The 25,035-nt window shown below is 47.9% G+C and carries 29 protein-coding genes and 4 pseudogenes; 19 read left to right on the top strand and 14 right to left on the bottom strand.

Going from position 1 to position 25,035, the window contains the following annotated elements; translation table 11 throughout:
* Window positions 1–89: 89 nt before the first annotated feature.
* The 4 genes from ACR1UW_RS05410 to ACR1UW_RS05395 form a co-directional block, all read right to left on the bottom strand.
* Entirely contained in the window at window positions 90–731 is a 642-nt protein-coding gene (locus tag ACR1UW_RS05410; protein ID WP_033012622.1) for an ABC transporter ATP-binding protein, read from the bottom strand.
* Between the two features lie 15 nt (window positions 732–746).
* Window positions 747–2,240: a hypothetical protein gene (locus ACR1UW_RS05405; protein WP_020279212.1), complete on the bottom strand. Its 1,494-nt coding sequence runs from the start codon at window positions 2,238–2,240 to the stop codon at window positions 747–749.
* Complete coding sequence (locus tag ACR1UW_RS05400) at window positions 2,233–3,012, bottom strand: ABC transporter permease (protein WP_033012619.1); 780 nt, start codon at window positions 3,010–3,012, stop codon at window positions 2,233–2,235. The genes ACR1UW_RS05405 and ACR1UW_RS05400 overlap by 8 nt, the downstream gene beginning before the upstream one ends.
* An 82-nt stretch (window positions 3,013–3,094) precedes the next feature.
* Window positions 3,095–3,472: a hypothetical protein gene (locus ACR1UW_RS05395; protein ID WP_050368336.1), complete on the bottom strand. Its 378-nt coding sequence runs from the start codon at window positions 3,470–3,472 to the stop codon at window positions 3,095–3,097.
* Between the two features lie 308 nt (window positions 3,473–3,780).
* Between ACR1UW_RS05395 and ACR1UW_RS05390 the strand changes: the two genes are divergently transcribed.
* Window positions 3,781–4,383, top strand: a complete 603-nt coding sequence (locus tag ACR1UW_RS05390) for a response regulator transcription factor (RefSeq protein ID WP_160268857.1) — start codon at window positions 3,781–3,783, stop codon at window positions 4,381–4,383.
* Between the two features lie 112 nt (window positions 4,384–4,495).
* Here ACR1UW_RS05390 and ACR1UW_RS05385 read toward each other — a convergent pair whose 3' ends face one another.
* Both ACR1UW_RS05385 and ACR1UW_RS05380 read right to left on the bottom strand, forming a co-directional pair.
* Window positions 4,496–5,074 carry a molybdenum cofactor guanylyltransferase gene (locus ACR1UW_RS05385; RefSeq protein ID WP_033013777.1) on the bottom strand — a complete coding sequence of 193 codons (579 nt, stop codon included), beginning with the start codon at window positions 5,072–5,074 and terminating at the stop codon, window positions 4,496–4,498.
* A gap of 104 nt (window positions 5,075–5,178) precedes the next feature.
* Window positions 5,179–5,412, bottom strand: a complete 234-nt coding sequence (locus tag ACR1UW_RS05380; protein ID WP_011230264.1) for a DUF2249 domain-containing protein — start codon at window positions 5,410–5,412, stop codon at window positions 5,179–5,181.
* Window positions 5,413–5,541: 129 nt separating this feature from the next.
* Here ACR1UW_RS05380 and ACR1UW_RS05375 point away from each other — a divergent pair, with 129 nt between their 5' ends.
* Entirely contained in the window at window positions 5,542–5,709 is a 168-nt protein-coding gene (locus ACR1UW_RS05375; RefSeq protein ID WP_011230263.1) for a hypothetical protein, read from the top strand.
* Window positions 5,710–6,147: 438 nt separating this feature from the next.
* Window positions 6,148–6,726 (top strand): hypothetical protein, encoded by a 579-nt coding sequence (locus ACR1UW_RS05370; protein WP_498934804.1) that lies wholly within the window; start codon window positions 6,148–6,150, stop codon window positions 6,724–6,726.
* Between the two features lie 722 nt (window positions 6,727–7,448).
* On the opposite strand, the gene ACR1UW_RS05365 is transcribed toward ACR1UW_RS05370, so the two are convergent.
* Window positions 7,449–9,812 carry a nitric-oxide reductase large subunit gene (locus ACR1UW_RS05365; RefSeq protein ID WP_050368335.1) on the bottom strand — a complete coding sequence of 788 codons (2,364 nt, stop codon included), beginning with the start codon at window positions 9,810–9,812 and terminating at the stop codon, window positions 7,449–7,451.
* A 232-nt stretch (window positions 9,813–10,044) separates the two neighbouring features.
* On the opposite strand from ACR1UW_RS05365, the gene ACR1UW_RS05360 reads away from it, so the two are divergent.
* The 6 genes and pseudogenes from ACR1UW_RS05360 to ACR1UW_RS05335 all read left to right on the top strand — a co-directional run.
* A complete protein-coding gene (locus ACR1UW_RS05360; protein WP_050368334.1) occupies window positions 10,045–10,737 on the top strand; it encodes a Crp/Fnr family transcriptional regulator in 693 nt (230 codons plus the stop codon).
* Window positions 10,738–10,812: 75 nt separating this feature from the next.
* Window positions 10,813–11,046 (top strand): DUF2249 domain-containing protein, encoded by a 234-nt coding sequence (locus ACR1UW_RS05355; RefSeq protein ID WP_050368333.1) that lies wholly within the window; start codon window positions 10,813–10,815, stop codon window positions 11,044–11,046.
* A 3-nt stretch (window positions 11,047–11,049) separates the two neighbouring features.
* A complete protein-coding gene (locus ACR1UW_RS05350; protein WP_013146125.1) occupies window positions 11,050–11,259 on the top strand; it encodes a DUF2249 domain-containing protein in 210 nt (69 codons plus the stop codon).
* Complete coding sequence (locus ACR1UW_RS05345; RefSeq protein ID WP_050368332.1) at window positions 11,256–12,506, top strand: hypothetical protein; 1,251 nt, start codon at window positions 11,256–11,258, stop codon at window positions 12,504–12,506. Before ACR1UW_RS05350 ends, ACR1UW_RS05345 begins: the two co-directional genes overlap by 4 nt.
* A 22-nt stretch (window positions 12,507–12,528) precedes the next feature.
* The gene (locus tag ACR1UW_RS05340; protein ID WP_011230255.1) at window positions 12,529–12,831 is read left to right on the top strand and encodes a metal-sulfur cluster assembly factor; all 303 of its coding nucleotides are present in this window, start codon (window positions 12,529–12,531) and stop codon (window positions 12,829–12,831) included.
* 207 nt (window positions 12,832–13,038) lie between these two features.
* A pseudogene (locus ACR1UW_RS05335) lies at window positions 13,039–13,278 on the top strand (Fic family protein); the annotation flags it as partial.
* Between the two features lie 414 nt (window positions 13,279–13,692).
* Here ACR1UW_RS05335 and ACR1UW_RS05330 read toward each other — a convergent pair.
* Window positions 13,693–14,460 (bottom strand): alpha/beta hydrolase family protein, encoded by a 768-nt coding sequence (locus tag ACR1UW_RS05330; protein WP_498934800.1) that lies wholly within the window; start codon window positions 14,458–14,460, stop codon window positions 13,693–13,695.
* Window positions 14,461–14,576: 116 nt separating this feature from the next.
* Between ACR1UW_RS05330 and ACR1UW_RS05325 the strand changes: the two genes are divergently transcribed.
* The 4 genes from ACR1UW_RS05325 (at window position 14,577) to ACR1UW_RS05310 (ending at window position 17,126) form a co-directional block, all read left to right on the top strand.
* The gene (locus ACR1UW_RS05325) at window positions 14,577–15,383 is read left to right on the top strand and encodes a Cof-type HAD-IIB family hydrolase (RefSeq protein WP_044743368.1); all 807 of its coding nucleotides are present in this window, start codon (window positions 14,577–14,579) and stop codon (window positions 15,381–15,383) included.
* Window positions 15,384–15,728: 345 nt separating this feature from the next.
* Complete coding sequence (locus tag ACR1UW_RS05320) at window positions 15,729–15,881, top strand: hypothetical protein (protein WP_011230248.1); 153 nt, start codon at window positions 15,729–15,731, stop codon at window positions 15,879–15,881.
* Window positions 15,882–15,883: 2 nt separating this feature from the next.
* Complete coding sequence (locus ACR1UW_RS05315; protein WP_033024857.1) at window positions 15,884–16,084, top strand: DUF3813 domain-containing protein; 201 nt, start codon at window positions 15,884–15,886, stop codon at window positions 16,082–16,084.
* Window positions 16,085–16,262: 178 nt separating this feature from the next.
* Complete coding sequence (locus tag ACR1UW_RS05310; RefSeq protein WP_498934797.1) at window positions 16,263–17,126, top strand: DegV family protein; 864 nt, start codon at window positions 16,263–16,265, stop codon at window positions 17,124–17,126.
* Between the two features lie 56 nt (window positions 17,127–17,182).
* On the opposite strand, the gene ACR1UW_RS05305 is transcribed toward ACR1UW_RS05310, so the two are convergent.
* Window positions 17,183–18,277, bottom strand: a complete 1,095-nt coding sequence (locus tag ACR1UW_RS05305) for a Fic family protein (protein WP_498934795.1) — start codon at window positions 18,275–18,277, stop codon at window positions 17,183–17,185.
* A 234-nt stretch (window positions 18,278–18,511) separates the two neighbouring features.
* On the opposite strand from ACR1UW_RS05305, the gene ACR1UW_RS05300 reads away from it, so the two are divergent.
* Entirely contained in the window at window positions 18,512–18,643 is a 132-nt protein-coding gene (locus ACR1UW_RS05300; RefSeq protein ID WP_008879040.1) for a DUF3941 domain-containing protein, read from the top strand.
* 201 nt (window positions 18,644–18,844) lie between these two features.
* Window positions 18,845–19,336 carry a YajQ family cyclic di-GMP-binding protein gene (locus ACR1UW_RS05295; RefSeq protein WP_055357917.1) on the top strand — a complete coding sequence of 164 codons (492 nt, stop codon included), beginning with the start codon at window positions 18,845–18,847 and terminating at the stop codon, window positions 19,334–19,336.
* 40 nt (window positions 19,337–19,376) lie between these two features.
* Here the strand turns inward: ACR1UW_RS05295 and ACR1UW_RS05290 are convergent.
* The 3 genes and pseudogenes from ACR1UW_RS05290 to ACR1UW_RS05280 all read right to left on the bottom strand — a co-directional run.
* Window positions 19,377–19,586 (bottom strand): annotated as a pseudogene (locus ACR1UW_RS05290) (B3/B4 domain-containing protein); the annotation flags it as partial.
* A 19-nt stretch (window positions 19,587–19,605) separates the two neighbouring features.
* A pseudogene (locus ACR1UW_RS05285) lies at window positions 19,606–19,930 on the bottom strand (hypothetical protein).
* 26 nt (window positions 19,931–19,956) lie between these two features.
* Window positions 19,957–20,565 carry an FMN-binding negative transcriptional regulator gene (locus ACR1UW_RS05280; protein WP_498934793.1) on the bottom strand — a complete coding sequence of 203 codons (609 nt, stop codon included), beginning with the start codon at window positions 20,563–20,565 and terminating at the stop codon, window positions 19,957–19,959.
* A gap of 120 nt (window positions 20,566–20,685) precedes the next feature.
* On the opposite strand from ACR1UW_RS05280, the gene pdxR reads away from it, so the two are divergent.
* The 4 genes and pseudogenes from pdxR to ACR1UW_RS05260 form a co-directional block, all read left to right on the top strand.
* Window positions 20,686–22,065: an aminotransferase-like domain-containing protein gene (gene pdxR, locus ACR1UW_RS05275; RefSeq protein WP_498934791.1), complete on the top strand. Its 1,380-nt coding sequence runs from the start codon at window positions 20,686–20,688 to the stop codon at window positions 22,063–22,065.
* Between the two features lie 416 nt (window positions 22,066–22,481).
* Window positions 22,482–23,207: an ABC transporter ATP-binding protein gene (locus tag ACR1UW_RS05270; protein WP_289643718.1), complete on the top strand. Its 726-nt coding sequence runs from the start codon at window positions 22,482–22,484 to the stop codon at window positions 23,205–23,207.
* Window positions 23,208–23,211: 4 nt separating this feature from the next.
* Window positions 23,212–23,991, top strand: coding sequence for an ABC transporter permease (locus ACR1UW_RS05265; protein WP_232721981.1), 780 nt, complete (start codon window positions 23,212–23,214; stop codon window positions 23,989–23,991).
* Window positions 23,992–23,993: 2 nt separating this feature from the next.
* Window positions 23,994–24,212, top strand: a pseudogene (locus tag ACR1UW_RS05260) (DUF1572 family protein); the annotation flags it as partial.
* A 124-nt stretch (window positions 24,213–24,336) separates the two neighbouring features.
* Here the strand turns inward: ACR1UW_RS05260 and ACR1UW_RS05255 are convergent.
* Complete coding sequence (locus ACR1UW_RS05255; protein WP_289643714.1) at window positions 24,337–24,657, bottom strand: hypothetical protein; 321 nt, start codon at window positions 24,655–24,657, stop codon at window positions 24,337–24,339.
* A 114-nt stretch (window positions 24,658–24,771) separates the two neighbouring features.
* Window positions 24,772–25,017 (bottom strand): phospholipase D-like domain-containing protein, encoded by a 246-nt coding sequence (locus ACR1UW_RS05250; RefSeq protein WP_128082655.1) that lies wholly within the window; start codon window positions 25,015–25,017, stop codon window positions 24,772–24,774.
* Window positions 25,018–25,035 lie beyond the last annotated feature (18 nt).

Genomic DNA, 25,035 nt, shown 5'->3' with positions numbered 1-25,035 from the left:
CAAAAAACAGCGGATTTCACCATTCTTCGCAAATTGAAAAATGGCTGGGATCAGCAGCATTTTCCACTAAATCACCAGCCCTGTAGAGCCTATTTTTTTACTTTTTCAAGTTTGAAACGGTTGATCCTGTACACTTCATCGCAAAGAACATCAATATCCTCTTGATTATGGCTAGTGAGCAAAATCGTCCTCCCTTCTTCCTTGAATTTCCGAAGCAAGTTTCGGATATTTTCAACGCTGTCAGCATCTAAAGCATTGAATGGTTCATCTAAAATAAGCGTTTGTTGATCTTCCATAATGGCTTGAGCAATAGCCAGCTTTTGTTTCATTCCAAGTGAGTAATGTTTGACCTTTTGCGTCAGCTCTGGATTTAAACCGACCAACCTCATCGTTTTCTTTATTTTGTCATCACTGATTTTGTTTCGAATGAGAGCCAATGCTTTTAGATTATCAAACCCTGTCTTTCCCGCTATATATCCAGGCCGATCAATGATAATTCCAAAATCACTGGGAAATCGTTTATTGACCCCCAACTCTTCCCCGTCCACGATCACTCTGCCGTGATCCGGAAATAGAAATCCGCATATTAGTTTGAATAAGACAGACTTTCCTGAACCGTTAGGACCAATAATTCCATAAATTTTCCCCTTTTCCACTGCAAAATTCACGTTTTCAAAAATCGTTGCTCCTTTAAATGATTTACTGACTTGATCTAACAGGATATGCGGCAACTTACTCACTCCTTTTTAGAAATCGAGATCTTGTTTAGAAAAGACATACAGCAAAAAAACAATGGAGAAAACATTCCATAAGAATAGAACGATCGTGATGCGGTAAATCGAATCATTTGTCAATAAATACGCCATGCTATTCAATCCAGACGGAATAATCCCCCAGTTATTAAGGCCCGGGAACATAAAAAATGAAAGTATAGCGAGCCCTACGAAGCTATAAAACGTTTCTTTGCTCAGCCAAGAGATCAGAAACACAAATAGGACATAAAACGAAACTTGAAGGTAGCCGTTGACAAAAAAATGATAAAACATATCAAGCAATGTAACTGAACGGTCAATAGAAACATGGAAATCAAAAGAAAAACGTTTCAACGACAAAATGAACAAAGCGAGCAATGCTAAAGCAAATAAGTATAATCCAATGTATAGCATGGTCTTATGATACCACGCCCAAAACCATCGGCTGATCGACTGATAACGCACTAACTTGTAATACCCCATTTCCGACAATTCCGTCTGCAAATGCAATTGGACCAAATAGATGACCCCAAAATAAAGAACCCAATAACATAAAAACGACTTGAAATAAAACGCTTGTCTGGAACCGCCTATAAACATGAAAAGAAACTGGTCCCAAACAGTTTGTCCCACGTTTTCTCGCATTCCAGACCATAATGCTAGGACAACCAAGACAATAAAAGCGGTATATTTCCCATTGTACCTTTTCACATTCAAATCCAGTCGATTGACAATCCATATGAGCAGGATCATCCATCCTATAACCATCGCAAAAGATCCCCATATATTGCTGAACTGAGCAGCCCCCGAATGCAAAATCAAGTAATGGCACAAATTAAACAAGGAATGAGGAGAAAGAAGTTTAAATGACACTACGCCATACACCCATATGAACACCGCAACAAACACGACAATGCCCTTGTTTTTCCACTTTACATAAAGGATGGCCAAAACAAGGTGAATACAGCTGACACTGAAAACAAGCAAAGCTAAATGCAACACCAACGCTAAAATGGGACTGTTTATAAATTTTTGTAATATTTGCGTTTCGCTTAGAGAAGCATTCAGCCTACTAAACGGACTCCAGCCAGCAAAAGAAGGGGCGCCGATTGACAAAACGAGGCTCACTGCTCCCCAAACGATTATCGATATGCTGGCACTTTGAATCAATCGAACTAGTGTCGCATACACCCAACTTCGATAAGAACCTAACCGTATCAAAACTGCATAATCAAAATCAGACATCATAATTGAAATAGAACGGTATAGAAAGACCGGCAAGATAAAATATAAGATAAGGTAAATATCACCAAAAAACTTATGCAACAAATCCCATTTATTCAACAATAATTTTGTTTGCGACGAAGCAACATACATATGCTCTTTAGCACTTAATCCATATATGTAAATCACTACTCCGAAGAGAATCCATTTGAATGCCAATAGTTCATCCACAAAATCCTTCCATTTGTTTACTACCCTAGTCATGGTGCTTATGCAACCTTTCCTTTAAATAGAACATCAATACCATCACCACAAAACATAAGAAGAGAAATGGCACGAATACTGTCCACAAAGGTTGTTGCGATATACTGAAAGGAAAAATCGTAAAAGTAGGGGAAAATTGGTCATATCCCAAAACTTGAGTAATAAAGTTTCCCAACAAGTAATAAACAAATGGAATGGAAAGTGCTATAAAAGGCTTCTCTAAAATCATGACGAGCAATAATCCCATTGTCGCATACATCATTCCATTCAGCCCGACCCATAGTGAGTAAAGAACTCCATATGGCAGCGTGCCAAGGACAAGCAACTGCTCAAACGTTGTATAAGGGATAGGATTCCCATTAGTTGGATAGAAGCGAACAATTCCTAAATAAGGTTCAATATACATAGAAAATACAAAAGGGACGAATACGATCAAAAAGGCAATCAAAAAAGATAGAATCGCATTGACGATCAATTTGCTCAAGAAGTAAGTCGTCAAAGGGATGCGGATACGCACATATGGAATAAAATAGTTTTTTTGTTCACTCGGGAAGGAAATCGAATACACAAGAACCATGATAATGGGAAACAACAGCGGCACAAAATTCGAATTCAAGCGGAGAAAAAGATCCAATTGCCTATAGTAAACGTAGCCATCCTTGATTATCATAAATTGGATGACAGGCAGAACCAACACCAATGCAGCCCAAACAATGCACTGACGCCACGTAAAGACTCTCACAAATTCCACTTTCACTTGATGCCCCAACATGTTTTACACCCTTTCCCAAGCTTGTTTTCATGTTGAAAGAGAATGGACCATCCAAACGGTTTGGTCCATTCTCATGATAAAATCAATTGCTTCTCCACTCCCCTTTTACCCTGACATCTACTAATTGAGTAAGATCTGAGCTAAACTCCACTCTCGCATCCTTGCCTGCTTTGATTGAATTAGGCAGTTTGAATGGCCCCCCAACCGTTTCGATACGGATCCAAGGTCCAGTTCCTCCGCTATAAGAATACACTCTTGCATCCAGTGCTTTCCCCAGTATCGATACTTTCAAATCTGCTGACGCGCTAGTCGTCGATTTGGTTTGTTGAGGAGTAAACGCATTATCATTGAATCTTGGAACAATCACGTCATAATCATCATACTTCGTTCCCGCCTGAGCTACTCCTCCTGCGGCAAGAAGCCCTGCTGCTAAAGCAAGCACGGCAAATTTCTTCTTCATTGAGCATCATCCTCCTCATTATTTCAGAGATCACCGGCCGGCTTCACCCTTACTGTACCAAAATAAAATCGAAAAAACATCCGTATTTTCCGCAAATTTCATTGCAGAAAATACCTATTTTTTGAAGTTTCGTTTACAGAGATTGATCTATATTGTAAAATTTTAACGAATGAAGTTGAGAGAAATGGCCTTATGGATCAAAACAGCACATCACTCATCCCATGTAAAACTCCATGTTTCACCGCAACGTGTGTTCCAACCAAATGCGTCGCTACTCGCTGCGTTTTACGGGGGAGGGGGAAGAGACAATGGTGAAAATCAACATTTTGATCATAGGGGATCATGGCCTTGTCATGGATAGCATCCGTCAGCTTTTGGAACGCGAGCCCGACTTGGAAGTAGTGGGAGCCGTCTTCTCTCCAGCCGAACTAGAGAAGGAGATCGCTCACTTCCAGCCTGATATCATTGTCATCGATGCTCCGAGCCAAAGGCAGAACAACCTCATTTGGACAAAGAACATCTCATCACGATTCCCTGCAAGCAAAGTGGTCATGTTATCGGGGGATGCCAGCGCAGAATATGTACATGCCGTCCATGAGGCAGGCGCCTATGCTTTTGTATCCAAATGCGATTCTGCCGAAACACTGATTCACGCCATTCGGGAAAGCTATCGCGGGGTGAAATCATTCCCGACTGATCTTACTTTCCATGATGGCTCGCCTCTGACCGACATGGAGTTGGCCGTTCTCGACCTCATTGCTGGAGACAAAACAAACAGTGAAATCGGCGAACAACTGAACATCAGTAAACGAACCGTGGAACACCACGTGTCTTCCATTTTGCGAAAACTTCACGTCAAATCGCGGGCGGGAGCAGTCGGAAAAGCGTTTAGGCTCGGATTGCTTGAGTAACCACGTTTGGACAAGTTTATTGACCCGCCATACGCCCAAAAAGTAAAGCAAGGATGGCTCTTCTGATTGAAAAAAAGTATATGCTATGTCTGCTTCGGCCACAATTCCCCCTTCACCGGTACTCTCCCTCCGTATTGACATTGCGCCATACGGTTTCATCCGCGGCAAGCTGTTGGGCGTCAACATAGCGGACGCGGGCGCGGTCAATAAGCGAGATCATCCGCCGTTCGCCGGCATCAAGCAGCTCGGCGATCACGGAGCGAAGCCGACGGTGGTATAAGGCGACCAATGGTTCGGGACGGACGCCATGGAGCGGGACGATGGCGTCAAACATCGGATCGATATAGGAAGCAAGCCGCTCTGTCACTTCCCGCCGCATGTACGGCATGTCGCACGGCAAGACGAACACCCAATCCGCTCGGCTCTGTTCCATAACGGTGTAAAGGCCGGCCAGCGGCCCACAGCCGCGGCAGCGCTCGACATCGAGCAGCACCGGGATATCCGTTTGGCGGCGGAATTCATCGACAAGCGACGGGTGGCTGACGATATACAATTCATCCGCGATCGGATCGAGCGCCGCGACCGACCAAGTGAAAAACGGGGCGCCTTCGTGCAGCGCAAACGCCTTCGGCCGCCCGAACCGGCGCGACTGGCCGCCGGCGAGCACCGCTCCGGCAATGGCTCGTTTCATCTCTATCCCCTCTTTCCGAACATCATCTGTCCCTACCGTACCATACGAACCGGCGAAAAAAAAGATTTCCGCCTGTCGACGGAAATCCCTATGGAGCGGATGATTTATTTTTTGCCGATGGCCACCCGCCATACGTCCGGCCCTTCCTCTAAGTACTCCCATGTAAACTGATCCGGACGCTCCATCATGAATTGGTATTGCAGCGGACGCGGATCATGGTCATTGACAAGCTCCATTACTTCCCCCGGCTTCAAATTGTCAAACAGCCGGAAAATCGCCGGATGGCGATCCCGCGGCGGATAGTCCGGGGCGTGGATTTTGGCAGCAAATTGGTTCATAACATTGGCCTCCTTTGTAGTATAATGAATTATATACTTTATCATAACCGCTTGAGCCTTGGGCGGTAGTGACGAGCGTCACAGCCCGAAGGTGAACATGTTCAATCCCCATGAAAGGAGAAATGGCGGTTGGAAGAGCTTGTTGGCTTTTGCGCGCAATGCGGCAAGCCGATCCATTGTCTGCATGGGTTTTTAAACGGCGTCGTCAGCCGAGAAACAGAGACGTTGTACTGCTTTCCATGCCATGACAAGCAAAAGGAAACCGAACACACCACGCCGGACAAATGCCACAAGTGATTGAAAACGTTCACAAATGAAAGTGGGCTGACCCAAAAATCCACTAACAAGTGGACTTTTGGAGCCAGCTCTTTCTTTATTAAGTAAGCCGTGTATTGATCATGAACGATTCTGAATCAAACCCTTTTATTTATAAGGAAATTCAATTTTCGTCAAAACAATGTCGCTGCCGGGATTAACATGACCGTACGGGCTAAAACGCACTCCTTTTCCTGGACGGATACAAAGCGACAATGACACAAAACGTTATGTTCAAATTTCTGTGAATCATTTATAATATGAATGGGGAACGATTGTCCTCATTTGTTCTGCGCTACAATCCCATCCCTTTCCTCAACCACTTACTCTACACGCTCGTTTCCCCAATCCTCAAAAGAAAGGAGCGATTCATCATCACCCACTTTTCCATGGCTACTATATAAGAAGGGAGGATTTTCCTTGGAAGCGATATTGAACCAAATTTTGGACAAGCTCCAAATGATCGAACATGAAGTAAGCGATATCAAAACAAACATGGCAACGAAACAGGAACTCGAAGAAGTGAAGAAAAACTTCTCAACAGAGCTTGAGGATATTAAAGCCAACATGGCAACGAAACGAGAACTTGAAGAAGTGAGGAATCGTTTCACAAAAGAGTTCGAAGATATTAGAACCAACATGGCCACTAAACAAGAACTCGAAGAAGTGAAGCATAGTTTCACAAAAGAGATCGAAGACATCAAAGCCAACATGGCTACCAAGCAGGAGCTTGAAGACATTAAAGCCAACATGGCCACCAAGCAGGAGCTTGAGGACGTAAAGAACAACCTAATGAAAGAATTAGATCATGTCAAAGCCAATATGGTCACAAAGCAAGAATTTGTTTTCCTCCAACAAGCAGTGCTTGAAACAAATAAAATCGTTAAGAAAATAGAACAAAACATGGAAAAGCACGAACGGATTTTAGATCTTCTTTCTAGGCGTTCGATTGAACACGAAGCGGCAATTTCCAGCATTCGTCTTATAAAGACAACATGAGCAAGGAGGAAGCATCTCTCCTTGCCTTTCTGAGGTGCGGCCGCCTTTATAGTAAAGGAAGAAACATCTCCATCGGAATGCGTTCGACCATTTCGTAAACTACATGAGCCATATGATCCAGTGGAATGATATCGCCTGGCAACGTGAGATGATTCATCCTATTTCGCGCAGGAGACTCCCACTTCAACGACCAAAGGGAGTAAGTGGGAGAGGAATGCGCGTTCCCCTTTTCTTTTGTGTATGATATAATAAAGGCGTGGAGAAAACCGTTTAATAAAGGCACTCCAATAACTGCTACTCGATGTATGGAGTTGGTTACAGGAAACGTTGTAACCGTAAAACATCGAGCGTAGATCCGTCTGTTGTGTGTGGAAGCCAAGTACTGCCAACAGACACACCGAGAGAATCGGTAACGATGCAGGCATGACCTGCGTCGTTGGGTAGTTGTCAACCTGCCCTGATGCAACCCCAAGTCAAGGAAGGAGGACGAAGTCCGCTTGTACTTCTGGGGAGTTGCAAGCCCCCACTTCAAGCGTTAGCTAAGTGGGGGTAGTTGACGGTACACTCTTCAAAAATTATGATGATGTTTCATAAACGAATCGCTCCTTTTCTAGTGATAGTGGTTATGGTAACTCTATTCTGCCAGAAAACGAACGATATTTTGGTGTAAAAAAGGGGCTAATTCCAAAACGCATTCGCGTTTTGGGTCAGCCCCGTTTTGGTTATTCTTCCTCCGCCAAATTCGCCACCGGCAGCTCTTCCCCTTCGCCGTGCGTTGGCTTGCGCAAATGGAACAGCACCTTGATGGCGAAAACAAGCAACGCGACGACGCCGATCAAAAAGATCGTATCCGGAACAAAGCGGACAAGTAGCAAGTTTTGTACGACGTCTTGTTGCAAGAACGAAGGCGAACGGGACGCCCAATAGCCGTGTTCAAACGCTTCTTTGATTTGCAGCACCCCAACCGGGAGAAGCGTGATGAGAACCATGCCGGCCAATCCAATGTTTAACATCCAGCATGAGAACTTCAGCCATTTGTCATTCCACGCCTCTGGTTTGACAATGTTGCGCAGCGAGTAAAGGAGCACGGCGATCGCAAACATGCCATACACGCCCATCATCGCCGCATGGCCGTGAGCCGGCGTTAAGAATTGCCCGTGTTCAAAGTAGCTGACCGCCGGCAAGTTGATCAGAAAGCCGAGCACCCCTGCGCCGACCAAGTTCCAGATCGCTGTGGAGATCAAGAACCAGAATGTGGCTTTATACGGGAAGTTGACTCCGCCGTCGCGCATCATTTTGTACTGCTCATACGCTTCCAAAATAAGGAGCGTGAGCGGAATCACTTCGAGCGCCGAGAACACCGCGCCAAGGGCGATCCAAATTTCCGGTGAACCGTTGTAGTAATAGTGGTGGCCGATGCCGATGACACCGCTGCCTAGTAAAATCGTAAATTGGAAATAGAGAGCCCGGACCGTCGATTTTTTCGTCACCAATCTCATTTGTACGAGCAAGAACCCGATGACGACAACAGCAAACACCTCGAAAATGCCTTCCACCCATAAGTGGATGATCCACCAGCGCCAAAAATCCGCCATCGTAAAGTTCGTATCCGGCTCCATAAAGAAGGCGAAAATGTAGAAGAACGGAACGGCAATGGCTGAGTAAAACAGCAAGTGAATGAGCCCGCCTTTGTCGCTTTCCCGCTTCAGCCCGCGTTTGACGCCGCGGAAGACGATAAACAACCAAAGGAGCATGCCCACGACTAAAATGATTTGCCAAACGCGGCCAAGTTCGATGTATTCCCAACCTTGGTGGCCAAACAAGAACCAGCTGTTCCCTAAGTAGCCGTTGACGCCTAGCCATTGGCCGATCATGCTGCCGCCGACAAGGACGACAAGCGCCCAGAAGAGCAGATCGACGAGCAGCCCTTGCTTTTTCGGCTCTTGCCCACCGACAAGCGGCGCGATGAAAATCCCCATGCCAAGCCAAGCGGTGGCAATCCAGAAAATCGCCAGCTGCAAATGATACCCTTTGGCGATGTTAAACGGCAATGCGTCATAGATCCATCTGATGCCAAAGAAGCTGTCTGGTTCTGTATAGTAGTGAGCAAGCAATGCCCCGAACATCGTTTGGACGAAAAAGAGCGCCGATACGACGACGAAATATTTGCCCGCTTTCACTTGCGACGGAGTCAGCGGCTGCCGCCGCAAATCGATGACCGGAAACTTTCCTTCTGTATACGCTTCTTGCATGCTTAGTTGATAACGGTGGAAGACGTACAAAATGATCCCGATAAACAAAATCAAAATCGTGACGCTGACGCCGCTCCACCATACCGCGGAAAACGACATCGTATTGCCGGCGTCCTCATAGTACGGCCAGTTGTTCGTATACGTAATCTCGTCGCCAATTCTCAACGTGCTCGACAGCCAAGCCGTCCAGAAGAAAAAGTCGGCAATTTGCTTGATTTGGTCGCCGTCCGCGACCCAAGCACGGCCTGATTTTGGCATGTCGCTTTCTTTGATCAATCCTTTTTTCAATCCCCAACCGTCGCCATTGGTGAACACGTCGCGGTAATAGTCGCGCACTTTTTCCAACCCGTATACTTGCGCATCCGTCAGGACGAGAACATCCGTAACCGGGTTGTAGCGGTTTTTCCGCATTTCCTTGATGACTTGTTCGCGGATGATCGTTTTCTCATCGGCGGTTAAATCGGCAAACGGTTTGTGATACCGCTCTTTTGCTTTGTAATCTTGCATGCCTTCCGTATAAATTTTCAACGCTTCCGCCGTATAGTCCGGCCCCATATACGACCCGTGTCCAAGCACGGTTCCGTAATCCATCAGCCCGTATTTTTGGAAGACGGCCTGCCCGCCGATGATCGTTTCTTTCGTCATCAACACTTGGCCGTCTTCACTGCGCACTTCCTTCGGCCTTGGCGCCATTTCTTTAAAAATCCAATACCCGCCGACAAGCAGGACGGTAAAGCTGATCACAATAGTGAAAATGAGAATCGATTTGAGAAAACTGTTGGTCGTTTGCCGCCCCGGCCGCATGTTGGGGCGAACGGATCGATGAACTTCCATATGAGACAACCTCCTTCTCGTTTGTTCGCCCCCATTGTAGCGTGCTGAATCGAGGCCGGTTTGTGAGCCGGGGCAAATGTCCGTTATGATTTATATCACAGCTTTATGGCGTGAGAATGTATACAATGAAGGCAGAAAAGGCCAAACGGCGCAGATGTTCAAAAAGAGAAAAGCATTGATGTTCCGTTGGCAGCTGTCACACGTTTGTCACATTTCCAAAGGAGAGAACGCCATGGCGAACCATTGGATGAAAGACCGCTTAAAAGCTGTTCCGTTGTTTCGTGAACTGTCCGATTACGAGCTCGACTCGCTTGTCGCCATTTCCCATGTGCGTGTCTACAAACCACGGACGTTTGTCTTTATGCAAGGCGACCCGTTAGAACGTGTCTATTTCATTCATTCCGGCACGGTGAAAATTTATAAAACGGACTTCAGCGGGAAAGAACAAATCGTTTCGATTTTGCAGACGGGAGAAATGTTTCCGCATGCCGGCTTTTTCTTAAAAGGCACCTATCCGGCCCACGCCGAAGTGGTCGAGGAAGCGACATTGATCGCGATCCCAATCCACGATTTCGAACAAGTGCTGATGGCGAGCCCTGAACTTTGCATAAAACTGTTCCGCGTCATGGGCGAAAAAATCGTCGACTTGCAAAACCGGCTTGAGGCGCAAGTGCTCCATAATACGTACGAACAAATCGTTCTTCTCTTATTGCGGTTGACGCGCACGAACGCCGTCAAGCAAGGGAAATGGCATCGGCTCACCGCCCATGTGACGAACCGCGAGCTGGCCAACATGATCGGCACCGCCCGGGAAACAGTGAGCCGCACGTTGAGCCAGCTGAAACGGAAAGGGTTGATCAATGTCGACGAACACGGCTTTTATTTGATCGACCAGGAAGGATTGGAAAAAGAAATCTTTTTCTAACGTCCATGTGTGAGCCATATCACAACATCAAACATTGAAAATGATTATCATAATAGTCAAAAAGGAGGAGTGCACATGGCTGTCACAATTGAACTCGATGTGCGCGAAGATTTGCGGCAGAAACGTGAGCCGTTTGAAAAAATTATGAACGCCATTAAGCCGCTCAAACCGGGCGATACGTTCATTTTGCACGCTCCGTTCAAGCCGCTGCCGCTGTTTCCGATTATGAAAACGAAAGGATTTACGTACGAGGCCGAACAAATCGAAAAAAAACATTGGAAAGTAACGTTTGTGAAGCAGGGGGGATGACCGATGATCCTCGATAACCGCGGACTCGAGCCGCCGCAGCCGATGATGCGGACGCTCGCTGCCCTCGCGAAGCTGAATCCTGGGGAGACGCTGACGATCATTAACGACCGCCGCCCGATGTTTTTGTACGAGCAGCTTGACGAGCTTGGCTACCGGCACGAGACGGTCGCACGCGAAGACGGCAGTTTTGAAATCCGCATTACGAAAGGATGAGCAACGTGTTTCCTACTCGCACGGGGACGGAAACAGACGTCCGTCTTCCGTTCTCGTTTATCATGTTCGCCGTGTTGGCGTTCGCCGCGTCGCAGCTTATGTTGCTTGGAGCGATTCCCTCACTTAGCAGCGGCGCGTTCCGGCTGCCGTTCGTGTGGGCGGCGGCCCACCTGGCGTTGCTTGGCTTTGCATTGATGACGGCCATGGGGGCGATGTACCAGCTCGTTCCGGTCGCCTTTTTGACGCCGATTTGGAGCGAGCAGCTCGGTTTTTGGCAGTTTGCGATCACCGCTCTCGGCATCGTCGCCTTTGCCGCCAGTTTAGCGTTTACGCCAAACCAAGCGTTTCTCCCTGGCTTGCTTCTGCTGTTCGGCATCGTGCTGTTTGTCTGGCAAATGGCAATGACATTAAAACAACAAAAAAACAAAACGATCATGACGCTGTTTGTCGCGACTTCCTTGTTGTTTTTGCTGCTGACGGGCGCCGCCGGAGGGCTGCTTGCCTTTCACTTTTTCGCCGCCACAGGCGCCAACAGTCATGAAACGGTGTTCGGCTTGCATGTGCTGTTCGGGCTGTGCGGCTGGTTCACACTGCTCATCATAGGCTTTTCGTACAAAATGGCGCCGATGTTCTCGCTCGCCCACGGCTTTTCGCTGCGGCCGGCGCGTTACGTCTATGCGCTGTACATCAGCGGGATTGCGGTGGCGTTCGCCAGCTTATTCTTGCGAAGCCACGCATGGCTTGCAGCCGGTGCAGCCTTGCTCATGAGCGGATTCATTGTTTTCGCCTGGCATATCCGCGCCATTTTGCAAAAGCGGATGAAAAAAACGCTTGACCGCCCGTTCCGCTTTTCGCTTTCGGCCATCGTCATCGGTCTTGGACTGCACGTTGCCGCCTTTGTCGCCATCGTCGTCGGCAGCGGACGGCTGCTTGGCATCATTGTTTATCTATTCATTGTCGGCTGGATTCTCTTCAGCATCGTCGGCTATTTGTTCAAAATCGTGCCGTTTTTATGGTGGACGCATCGCTACAGCGAAAAAGTCGGCCAACAAAACGTGCCGACGTTAAAACAAATGATGAATGAGCGAGCCGTCACCGTCCAATGCCGCCTATGGCTCATCGCCCTCGCGCTGGCGGCCGTGGCGCTGGCTGTCGCGAGCGTGCCGCTGTTGGCCGTCGCTCAAACGCTGCTGGCTGGATTAAGCGTTGCTTTTGCCGGAACGATTTTAATGGTCTTCCGAAAATAAGCGAATGAGGAGGAAAAGAACGATGGATGTCCGCGAACTTGCCATTCAACAGCTGAAAACGGTCCTTGATCCGGAGCTCGGCATTAACGTCGTCGATTTAGGGTTGATTTATGACTTAAAAATCGAAGATGGGCATATCAATGTCCTGATGACGCTCACGACCCCCGGCTGCCCGCTTCACGACTCGATCGCCGGCGGCGTCAAACGGGCGCTTGAGCACATTGACGGCATCCGTGACGTGCGCGTCCAAGTGACATGGAACCCGCCATGGACGCCCGAGCGGATGAGCGAAGAAGCGCTCCGGCAGCTTGGGCATTTTTCCTGAAACGGTCCACTTTTCCATCCCCTTTTCGCCGTTCGCCCGTGTTGGGCGGGCGGTTGTTTCATTGTTCTGCAACTGCTGAACACTCCCCGCCCTTTATTTTTGTATCATAATAGAAAAAACGAGAGCCATCGCTTGCCTTCGACAGTCGAAAATGGGCAAACCACTTTTCTGTCAAGGATATGTTAAACTTCTTTGTTGCATCTATCTATTCATCCATTTGCTGACGGAAACGGACGAACCGCCCGCTTAATGATGAATTTCATTTTCATGCAGCATGGCTATCCGCCCGCTATTGTGAAAGCAAACCCGGAACAGCGCCGGAAGTATTACGAAGCGTTGGAAAAAGCGAGCGTCAAAGGTGAGGTCACTCCGTTCATTCAACTGATCGCCGCATGTGTCGAAGAAAGCTTGCGCCATTACTTGTACGCTTTAGGGATGGAGGATTAACAACAGAGCGCAAACAAAACGACACGGAACACAACGGGCATTTCCGTGTCGTTTGTTTTTCTCCTCCATGAGACCCGCCTCCGGTTGGCGTTTGATCGGCTATTCAAGCAACACGTTCCACAACCATGCCATCAAAGGAACGATGACAAAAAAGGCGAAGGCGATGTATCCGACATATCGAATCCACCGGGGAAATCCTCGCCAATCGAGGGCTTCCCGCTTCATCGCCCCTCCCGCGGCAATCCGATCCAACTGTTCGGTCGGCGAAAACACCCGGTCATCCATCCGTTATTTGAATAAAAAATGTGCTCAAACGAAAAATCCGCCTTTTTTGTTTTTAAAAGGCGGATTCCCTCTTGTGAAGCACGCTTTAGCTGACCACAAACATGTTCGTTTCCTCATTGCCGATTTTGCTTACACATGCTCGCGAAACCAGCGCACCGTCTCCAAAAACGCTTCACGCGTCACTTTATGGCCGGCGTGCGGGTCGGCGATGAATTGCAGCCGGTCTTCGTTTCCTTCATAAAGTGGTTTAATTTGCTTGTAAAACTCATATGTATAAGCATACGGGACGACTTGGTCGGCTTTCCCGTGCCAGATGAACAGCGGCCGGCCGTCGAGTTTTTCCGGCTGCTTGGATAAATCGTAGCGGGCGAGCTTTTCTTTTTCGAGCGCAAGCAGCGTCGGCGGCAGCGGAATGTCGATTTGGCGCCGCTTTCCTTCTTCAATCATCTCATCAAAAAAGGCGCTGTAGTTCGGGCAACCCATGAGCGCCACCGCCGCCCTCACCCACGGATAGACGGCGAGCGCGCCGAACGTGACGATTCCGCCCATCGATGTCCCAGCGAGCCCAATCCGTTCGGGATCCGCCAATCCGCGGCTGACAAGGTCGTTTTTCATCTCCTCGATTTCGGTGATCGTGCGCACGACAATGTCCCAAAACGACAGCTGCAATTTCCGTTCGCTCAAGCCTTCGTCCCGCTCGCCGTGAAACAGCGCGTCGGGAAGCACAGCGCGGTAGCCCGCCTCGGCGAGCAAGTAGCCGAAATGCAAATTATGTTCTTTGGCGCTCGTAAAGCCGTGGATAAAGAAAATCTGCGGCAGCCGTTCGTCCCGCTTTTCCGGCTTGACAACGTGAAGAACCGGCACGCCGGCCAACTGTTCCTGTTCAATGATCACCATGGTTGCACAAACCCCTTTTCTTTTTTCATCGCTGTATAGTTTACCATATGGACAGCGATTTTGGAAAAGAGTTACACTATGTAGTGTAAAGAATAACGAGGGCAAAGGAGTCGGACATGAAGCCGTATTTAATCGCGTTGGATTTGGATGGAACGTTGCTCAAAGGGGATAAAACGATTTCTCCATTTACCAAAGACGTCATCCGCCGCGCCATCGACGCCGGCCATTTTGTTGTCATCGCCACCGGCCGCCCGTACCGGGCAAGCTCCATGTACTACGAAGAACTTGGCCTTGCAACGCCGATCGTCAATTTCAACGGCGCGTTTGTCCACCATCCGCGCCAGCCGTCGTGGGGCATGCACCATTACCCGTTGCCGCTTGCGATCGTCAAAGACATTGTTGAAATCAGCGAATCCTATGGAATCAAGAATATGATGGCCGAAGTGTTAGACGATGTCTATTTCCACCAACATGACGAGGTGTTGCTTGACATCGTCCGCCTTGGCAACCCGACCGTGGAAATCGGTGATTTGCGCCGCTCGCTCGGCAAAGATCCGACGAGCGTGCTCGTGTACACGGACGATGATCATATCGAGCGGATTCAATCACACTTAGCGAATGTGTACGCCAACGTCATCCACCAACGGCGCTGGAGCGAACCGTGGCATGTCATTGAAATCATCCGCCATGGCGTCCATAAGGCTGCAGGCTTAAAACAAGTCGCCGACTATTTCGGCATCCCAAGGGAGCGCGTCATTGCTTTTGGCGATGAAGACAACGACCTCGAGATGATCGACTGGGCCGGCCTCGGTGTTGCGATGGGCAACGCCATCGAACCGTTGAAAACCATTGCCGACGATGTGGCAAAAACCAATGAAGAAGACGGCGTCGGTGCATATTTGCAGGATTTGCTTCGTTTGTAGTTTCCATCGCGGCGGCTTCCGAGCCGCCTTTTTTGGCGCCGTCCATTAAGATGGATGAAAAAGCGCGTTTCTCCAAAATGTTCATGAACAGAAAAAAGAACTGTTTCGATGCTGCTCCGTTGGCGAACGCTTTGCTGGAGCGTTTTCCGCGTTCCATCACCAGCCTTATCTGCTTCCTACAATCTAAACGCTGGCTGATGCTTCTCTTTTCACCTTGCTCCAACCGCCTTGCCGCTTTGTAGAGCGACTTGTGTTGTAACGAATTTCCTTACTACTGTTCCCCCCGTGCGGTTACACTATACGTGACGCAACGCGCGTCTTCATATTTTAAAGGGGGAATCCGTCATGGGCAAACGAAACAAATCGAAGCGTTTCGTCCAACAAAGCGTCGATGCGGTTGAACGGCATGACAAGCGAATCCCTTATCATTTAACGTACGCCGAGGCGGAAGCGCGCAAAGCGGAAAAAGCGATGGAAACGTCGCTTGGAGGAGCGTAGCGATGGGCAACCGCCTGTTCCAAGAGGCGCGCAAAGCGGTCGCGCAGGCCAAACAAGCGGCTAACGGCGAAATCGACATGAACGTCGACCGCGCCATTGCCATCGCCAAAAACGCCTTGTCATCTGCCTATGCGCATTCCAACACGGCGGAAAAAGCGCAGTTGCGTCAATTTCAAGCCGAGCTTGATGAGCTCACTCAATAACCGCTGCGGGCTTCCCGCAGCTCTTTTTTTCGCCCGCTCCCGATTTTCCGTTGTATTCCGAGCTAAAAACCGCTACACTAAGAGAAGATAATGAATCGCTGTTCACCGGCCAAAATCGTCCGTTCATTCGATGCAGCTATACTATATTCATTTTTGTTCACAAAAAGGGGGACGAACCATGCCCATTCAAATCATCACCGACAGCGGAGCCGATTTGCCGCAGTCGTACATCCGCGAGCATCAAATCGCCTTTTTGCCGCTTGTCGTCCATTGGAACGGCCAAGACTACGAAGATGGGGTGACGATCGAGCCGAAACAAGTGTATGACGCCATGCGCCAAGGGCATACGGTGAAAACGGCACAGCCAAGCCCACTGGCGATGAAGGAGCTGTTTTTGCCGTACGCCAAAGAAAATCGGCCATGCGTGTACATCGCCTTTTCCTCGAAATTATCCGGTACATACCAGACCGCCATGGCCGTCCGCAGCGAACTGCTTGACGAATACCCTGAGTTTCGCCTGACGATCATCGACTCGAAATGCGCTTCGCTCGGCCAAGGGCTCGCCGTCATGAAAGCGGTCGAGCTGGCGAAGCAAAACACGCCGTACAACTTGCTTTGTGAAACGATCGAGGCGTATTGCCGCCATATGGAACACATTTTCACCGTTGACAACTTGGATTACTTGGCGCGCGGCGGCCGCATCAGCAAAGCCGCGGCGGCCTTCGGGGGCTTGCTCAACATCAAGCCGCTTCTCCATGTCGAAGACGGCGCGCTGATTCCAATCGAAAAATGGCGCGGGCGAAAAAAAGTGTTAAAGCGCATGGTCGAGTTGATGGGAGAGCGCGGCGATGATCTGCAAAAGCAAACGATCGGCATCAGCCATGCCGATGACGAAGAAACGGCCTTGGAGCTGAAACAAATGATCGAAGAAACGCACGGCTGCACGCGCTTTTTCCTCTCCGACATCGGCAGCACCATCGGCGCCCACGCCGGACCGGGGACGATTGCCCTCTTTTTTCTGAACAAATATATTGAGATCTGACATCTTTCCCGCCGGACGAAACAAAGGCGCCTGCCCAACACAGGCGCCTGCCCTCATTACCGAAGTTGATCAAGAAGGTTGTAGTAGTAGTACGTTTTGGACCGCATCCGGCCATCCGAGAAAATGAGTTGCTGCTCCTCAAACCGATTCAAATAGCGCCGAACCGTTGCTTCCGGCAAACCGGTCAACGCCGCCATCATGTTCGCAGTAAAAATCGGGTGCTGGAACATGACATTGACAACGGTTCGAATATTCTGGCTGTTCACAAGCGCGCTTGCCTTTTCCAAATCTTCTTCATACAAATTGTTTACTTTTTGAATCAAGCGAACATTTTGTTTCGCTTGTAAATGGACGCATTGCAAGAAAAACTGAATCCATTGCGTCCAGTCGCCTTTGTAGCGGGTATCATTCAAATAGCGGTAATACTTGTGCTTATCCCGTTCAAGCACATCGCTGACAAAAAAGTTCGGGTAATCGATGACACCCTTACTATACAAATAGAGCGGAATCAAAATTCTTCCAATTCGACCGTTTCCGTCCAGAAACGGATGAATCGTTTCGAACTGCGCATGAATTATGGCTACTCTCACTAATTCATCATAATCATCGTTCGGTTCATGAATGTATTTCTCTAAATTTGACATATACTCATTGACAAGATGCGGCTCCGGAGGAATGTAAGTGGCGGTTTCAATCGTGCATCCTTCCGGACCGAGGAAATTTTGCACCCTTCGGAATTCCCCTGGCGACCGATGGGATCCGCGTACATCGTTTGACAACAAAATTCGATGCAACTGCTTAAACAACCGAGTCGAAATGGGGATCTCTTTCAGCGCATCCATCCCTGCGACTAATGCTTCATAATAGTTTAATGCTTCTCGCACATCGCTGTTCGCTTTTCTGCTTTGTGCTTCAGTCTCCATCACTTCATCCAATGTCACTTGTGTCCCTTCAATTTTCGTCGACTGCACCGCCTCCTTCAGCATGATCGGTCTGAGCAGAAATCGCGGGTGCAGCTTTGAATGCCGCAGCATCGTTTGATACTCAACCATCGCCTTATTCGCTTCGATCAATTCGCGAAGAAAACGCATTTGATTCACGACATCTTCGCTAAGAGGAAGCTTGAAGGGGACAAACGGTTTTCGTTTCATTTTTCATTCCCCTTTACGAACATTTTAGATAAAAAATGATCGTTAAACACCTATATTTACCCTATTACAAACATTTATCTCTATTTTTGTACTTAATTATACTCTGTGGCGAACCATTTGTGAAGAAAAATTCTCCATTTATCTTTCCACAAACTACCTTCCCCTATTTCCATATAGTTCATTTCCATTTGCCGCATACTAATGATGGACGATCGAAACAAGGGAGGGCTACCGATGCCAAACACGAGCGACAATGACAAAAAAGCGCGCGACAACCAAGCGAAGCGCCATGAGAAAAACATGATGCGCGAAAAAAACCGCGAAGCCGGGAAGTTCGCGTATTCGAAGAAGACGGATCATTTGTGAGCAAAATGACAAAAAAGGCGGCCGAAACACCGCCTTTTTCACATTGTTCCCCTGCATCAAGTCCCGCTTTCAGCATGGTGCTACATGCCGGCCTCTTCCGGATAAAGGACGAAACTAACCTTCTTGCCCCTTTGGTCATTGTTGTCTTTCCTCCCACCTTTTTCTATAATGAAAGTACATCACACGCCCGGGAGGTCACGTATGTCGAAAGAAAGTTCGTTTGATATCGTATCCAAAGTCGATTTGGCGGAAGTGGCGAACGCCATCAACATCGCCATGAAAGAAATCAAGACGCGCTATGACTTCAAAGGAAGCAAAAGCGATATTTCGCTCGAGAAAGACGAGCTCGTTCTCATCTCCGACGACGAGTTTAAGCTTGAGCAACTGAAAGATGTGCTCATCGGCAAGCTCATTAAACGCGGGGTGGCGACGAAAAACATCCAATACGGCAAAATCGAGCCGGCCGCAGGCGGCACAGTGCGCCAGCGCGCCAAGCTCGTCCAAGGGATCGACAAAGAGAATGCGAAAAAGATCAACACGATCATCAAGAACACCGGCTTGAAAGTGAAAAGCCAAGTGCAAGACGACCAAATCCGCGTCAGCGGCAAAAGCAAAGACGACTTGCAAAAGGTGATCGCCGCCATTCGCGAAGCCGATTTGCCGATTGAGGTGCAGTTTGTGAATTATCGATAAGCGGATGAGGCAAGCCTCCATCCGCTTTTCTTGTTTAGTGAAACGCCTCTCGCCAAACAACGATGACGGGGTTGCGGCTCAATTCTTCAAACTCCAGGAATTTCCGCGCCTCTTTCTCCGCCTCCCGCAGCATTTGTTCGTAAACACTGGCATTCTTGATGCTGTTGTCAATCCCTTGGGCAACGACCACACCGATTTTGGCATGGGGAAATATGGCCCAAACATCGTCTTCAACAACAAAACGTGTCATCATTCACTCCTCCATTTCCTTACGGTTTCGAAGGGTTCGCCAAGGCGGAGAATAGTCCTAACAAGATATAACAACAGCCCGCCACCCGGTTCATCACCTTCACACTTCCTTTCTTGGCAGCCAGCCGTTTGCGGATGCCCGCGGCCAACATGGCATACAAGCTGTCATTCAGCAAGGCGAGAACAACAAATATCGCCCCCAAAAGCTACGCCGAGCACCGATACAACCCCTGCTTTCGTTCCTTGGCTCATGCTCCTAGCCATGATGTACAATACTGCCGGTCCGGGGACGATGAGTAGCGCCGTGGCTGCCACTATAAACACACCGATCGCCGCAAGATCCATCACATCTCACTCCTTCATTTTCTATTTCACTGCTGTTGCTTTTTCATCAAGAAAGCGATTTGCTTTTCGTTTTCAAATGGCATTTGCTCGAGCTGCTTGATGATCCTCTCTTGCCGATGTACAGAATGGTTTTGACTTAATTTGGCTTTTCCCACTATTCGCTCGATATGGATTTTAAAAGCTTGAATTCCGCTTCTCATCTTGGAAAGCAACTTAGCATCGACCTCTGACAGCTGGTAACGGCTGCCCGGTGCTTCGTATTTTTCTACCATATCGTGCAGCGACTGCATGATTTCTTCTTCATCGTCGATCAACTCCACGTTCCCATACACATGGACGGCCACATAATTCCATGTTGGCACCGCCTGGTTCGTTTCATACCAAGAAGGAGAAATATAACAATGCGGACCGTGGAAAATCGCCAAGACCGTCTGATGTTGAATGTCGTTCCATTGCGGATTCGAACGGGCAAAATGGCCGTACAAACACGTTTTCTCTCGATCGAGCAACAGCGGCAAATGGGTGGCAAACAGCTCCCCTTGATGCATCGACACCAAGGTGGCAAAACTGTTCTCCTCGATCACCTCATAGACGACAGACATATCGTTGATGACAAAATACTTCGGAATATACATCAGTCCTCTCCCCCCATCTTTTCAATTACAGCATTCCATTGTTCACAATGTATAATATAATCAAAACTGACATAAAAAAAGTGACAATAACAAAAAAATAAACATGTCAGGAGGATGAACATGAAGACGATCATTTTTGACTTGAAGGACGGCTCGCCTAAATACAAGCAAATCTACGAAAAATTGAAATCATTGATTGAACAAGGCGACATTCGAGCTAATGAGCCGCTTCCTTCCATTCGCCAACTCGCCGAATCATTAAATGTCAGCCGGAACACAACTTTAATGGCTTACGAACAGCTAGTAGCGGAAGGATATATTCGCGCGGAAAAACGAAAAGGGTATTTTGCCAATGAAGTGGAACCTCTTTTCATTCCAAAAGCCCGCATTTCTGCACGCCAATCGGCAAGGGAAGCAGCAACGTCCGTTGTTGTCGATTTTCGCGCCGATACCGTCGATGCCGATCATTTCCCCGTTAAAGCATGGAGAAGAATTTCCAATCAAGTATTGGCAGCCAAAGGATGTTTTTGCTATGGGGATCCGTTTGGGGAATTATGCTTGCGCAAACAAATCTCCATCTATCTTCTCGAATCCCGCGGGGTGATCACAGAGCCAAACGCCATCATCATTGGAAGCAGCACACAGCAAATGCTTCTCTCCCTTGGCCATATTCTAAAAGATGAGTTCAACAGCGTGATCGTCGAAGACCCTGGTTATGACGGCGCCAGAGAAGCGTTTTTGTTTCACCGCTTTCAGCTGGAAACGGTGCCTGTTTCCGAAACCGTCATCGATCTTTCACCGCTCGAGAACAGGCGATCGCGGCTCATCTATGTCACCCCTTCACATCAAAGCCCGATGGGAGTCAGCATGCCGATCCAGCAACGGCACAGGCTCATTCAATGGGTGAACAACGTCGATGGCTATATTATCGAGGACGATTACGACAGCGAATTCCGTTACACGCAAAAGCCGTTTCCGGCTCTTTCCTCCATTGATTCGTCAAGAGTCATTTATCTGGGCAATTTCTCAAAATCGTTTCTGCCCGGGATTCGCTTAAGTTACATGGTGTTGCCGCCGTCGCTTTTGGACCGTTATCAGCAGCGGTTTCGCCTTTTCGAAAGCACTGCGTCCATCCTCAGCCAATTGGCGATGGCCAAATTTATGGAGGAGGGGGAATGGGGCCGCCATATTAAACGCATGCGCCTCGTGTACAAACGAAAAATGGAGCATTTAACATCACTACTGCGAAAAGCATTTGGGGATATGATCTCCATTATTGGCGAACAGTCCGGTTTATACGTGTTAATCAAAGTTCATTCCGATTGTTCAGAAGAACAGCTACTTCAACGCGCCCTATCGTGTGGGGTAAAAGTGTATCCCACTTCGCGCTATTTTGTGAACCAACGGCCAGACCGACCCATGATCAAGCTCGGTTTTAGCGGCTTGTCGCTCGAGGATATTGAGCTTGGAGTAAAACTGCTCAAAAAAGCGTGGTGTTGACGACGACTTCACGGAAAACGCCCCTCTTTTTACACAAGCTCACGGAATCCCTGTCTTGGCGTGTATTTTTGATCGGTTTCTAATGTCACGTTAATTTTAAATATTTACATTTTTTTGTTTTTTTTGTATAATACACTAAAGGGGAAAGAGAATATGGGTGGAAAAAATCATAGACCATTTAATATGTGGTGCAAAATTGATATAGCTATTGAACTTTCCACCAGTATTTCTACAGAGCTTTTCTATCGACTGGAAGGACATGGTTCTCTTACGGTGGTCCCTCCTATTCCTACAAGTGACGACATACTAAAACATGCTCCGTCTCAAGTCCCTGCGAGTTGGTAATAATCCTTTGGGGTGGTCCTCAAGATTTTTCAAGACCACCCTAGCTTATTAAATGGAAAGGGTAGAAAAAAATGATTGCCGTGCAAGACGTAAACAAAATCTATCCGCCAAACCGCCAAGTATTACATGATGTCTCTCTCGAACTGGTTGAAGGGGATCGGCTTATTCTGTTAGGGCCGAATGGAGCCGGAAAAACTACTTTAATAAGATGCATCATCGGGCTTACTGCACCAGACAGCGGCAGCATCTATGTCAATGGAGTAGATGTTGTCCGCCATCCAGATGAAGCGCGCGAGTCGATTGCGGTCGTATTTGAAGAAGCTGACAACTCCTATTCTTATTTAACTGTTTTGGAAAATCTCTTATACTTCGGCTTGCTGAACAAATGGAGTCGTGCTGAAGCAAAACGAAGAGCCGAACGAATGATGGCCGTGTTGAATCTAACCCCATACGCTGAGCGTCTTACCCAAACCCTTTCACGCGGGATGAAACAAAAACTGGCATTTGCGATCGCCTTAATGAAAGGAGCGCCGTTTTTGTTCCTTGATGAGCCGACTCTTGGCCTTGATGTTGAGTCGCAGCATCATATCCGAACCATGTTAACGGAAGAAAGCCAATGGTGGAAAGCCGTTCTCATCACCACCCACGACATTCCTTTTGCCCACGCCGTTGGAAATAAGTTTGTCTTTATCCAAGACGGAAAAATCGTTTGGAGCGGCACGAAAGAACATTTTTCAACTCCAGCCGACCTTGAAACTCATTTTTTGGCCGCTGTTCGTTCCAACCTATCCGTCTAAGGAGGTGAGTCGGTTGTTCCCCCAAATTTTGAATGTCGTATGGGCGTCCTTTTTGAAAAAAAGGGCAGAGTATCGTCGGTATTGGTTCGATTTTACCGTTGGGCTGATCATTAAATTTGTCTTTTTTCTCGGCACGCTGTACGCAAGCCCGATACAGACCGGAAAAGAAGCGACGGTCAAACTATTCGGTTTCAGCCTTTGGTACTTAAGTGCTCATTTGATCTCGAAGCTCGGCAACACGGTGATCGAAGAAGCATATCTCGGCACCGCCGAGCAAGTGCTTTCCACCAAGACTGCTCCATGGAAAATTTTGATCGGCGTAGTGATCGCTGAAATCGCGTTATCGTCCATGTGGGTGACGCTCTTTTTCGTTTGTGCGGCTTTGATGATCGGATTTTCCGAAATTCTCTCGGGAATCGGATCCATGATAACGGAGATCGTCGTATTTGGCGGCGTCAGCCTCATCGGGATGACGGGAATCGGCGTGTTGATTTTAGGGCTGTCCCTTCGCTTAAAGCAAGTGGGAGCGGTTACCGAGGTGCTGCTTTATTATTTATTGATCTTCTCAGGATTTTTTCTATCTTCGAATGTATTGCCGACAGCGTTTCATATTCTCAACTGCTTTTCTCCTCTTTCTTGGGCCGTGCAAGGAGTGAATGAAGGATGGCCCGTATTCTTTCCTGCTCTCGGCATCTCGCTATTATGGCTGGCCATGGGCTCATTAGTCTTGAAGCAACAATGGCATTGGGCGAGAAAAAACGGAAAAATCGGAAGCTACGTATAAAAGAGCGGACGTTATCCCTCACATTTCGCACCCTTTCGGCGAAAACGGATTTGTTGCGGACAGTCACGATCCGCGGCGAACCCCATTCCGTCATCGAAGCCATTGAGCGGCAAATGTACCATTATTCGTATCATATCGGGCAAATCGTCTATATCGCGAAACAGCTGAACGCAAACAACTGGAAAACACTGACCATACCAAGAAATCGAAAAACAACATAGGCAACTCCTTATTCGAATGATCATGCAAACGCCATCCGCCCCTCAGAACCGTCAGTCGATAAAGGCGGATGGCTTTTTTTTGCAGCTTGGCGTTTCTCTACAATCATACCGATCTAAATCGTGGTCATCGTCTGGAAAGTTTCACAATGCCGACCAACAAACAAACCATCCCCACTCCCCACGCCAGCCCCGCCTTGCCAAGAAGGAGGGAGATTTCTTCAGATGCCTGCACATGGGTAAGATCAAACTTGATTGCTCTCAATGCAAAGTAGACGGCAATAGAGAACAGCAGAAAATGAGCAAAAATCCAATGCCATGCGGAACGACGCGGCCGGTCCTTCCACCAAAGAAAAACAACCGTTATGATGGCGACCAACATCACGCCGGAAAAACCACCAATGAGCAAATCCATCACATCTTCTTCCATGGGCAAGTGTTTATGCATGTTTTCGACCCCTTTCATCAAGGTGAGGTAATATTTTATACTTCTCTTTCCATTCCCCCTCTTCCTTTTTCCAAATATTCAAACACTCATCACAATCATCTTCGAGCAGAGAGTTCATGCGTTATTCGGCAATAAGAAAAGGTGTCCTATCTCTTTTGGGACACTCATTTGATAAGTTCGAATTTTCGAACAAAATTGCCGAACATTTGGAGAAAATGGACGAAATCTTGGCACGCTTCCCCTATCAAATCTCTTTAGGAGCTGTTGAAGCATGTTTATTTCTTCCAACCGTTTATTCGCAAATTCTGAGGAAGTCGACTTTTCAAATTGAGAACTTGCTTGTTTTAAATGTTCTTTCACTTTATCACCCCCCCCTCT

The organism is Geobacillus lituanicus (assembly GCF_050994965.1).
Lineage (GTDB): Bacteria > Bacillota > Bacilli > Bacillales > Anoxybacillaceae > Geobacillus > Geobacillus stearothermophilus.
Note: the sequence above shows the minus strand (reverse complement) of the source record. Positions and strands in the feature narration are given on the sequence as shown.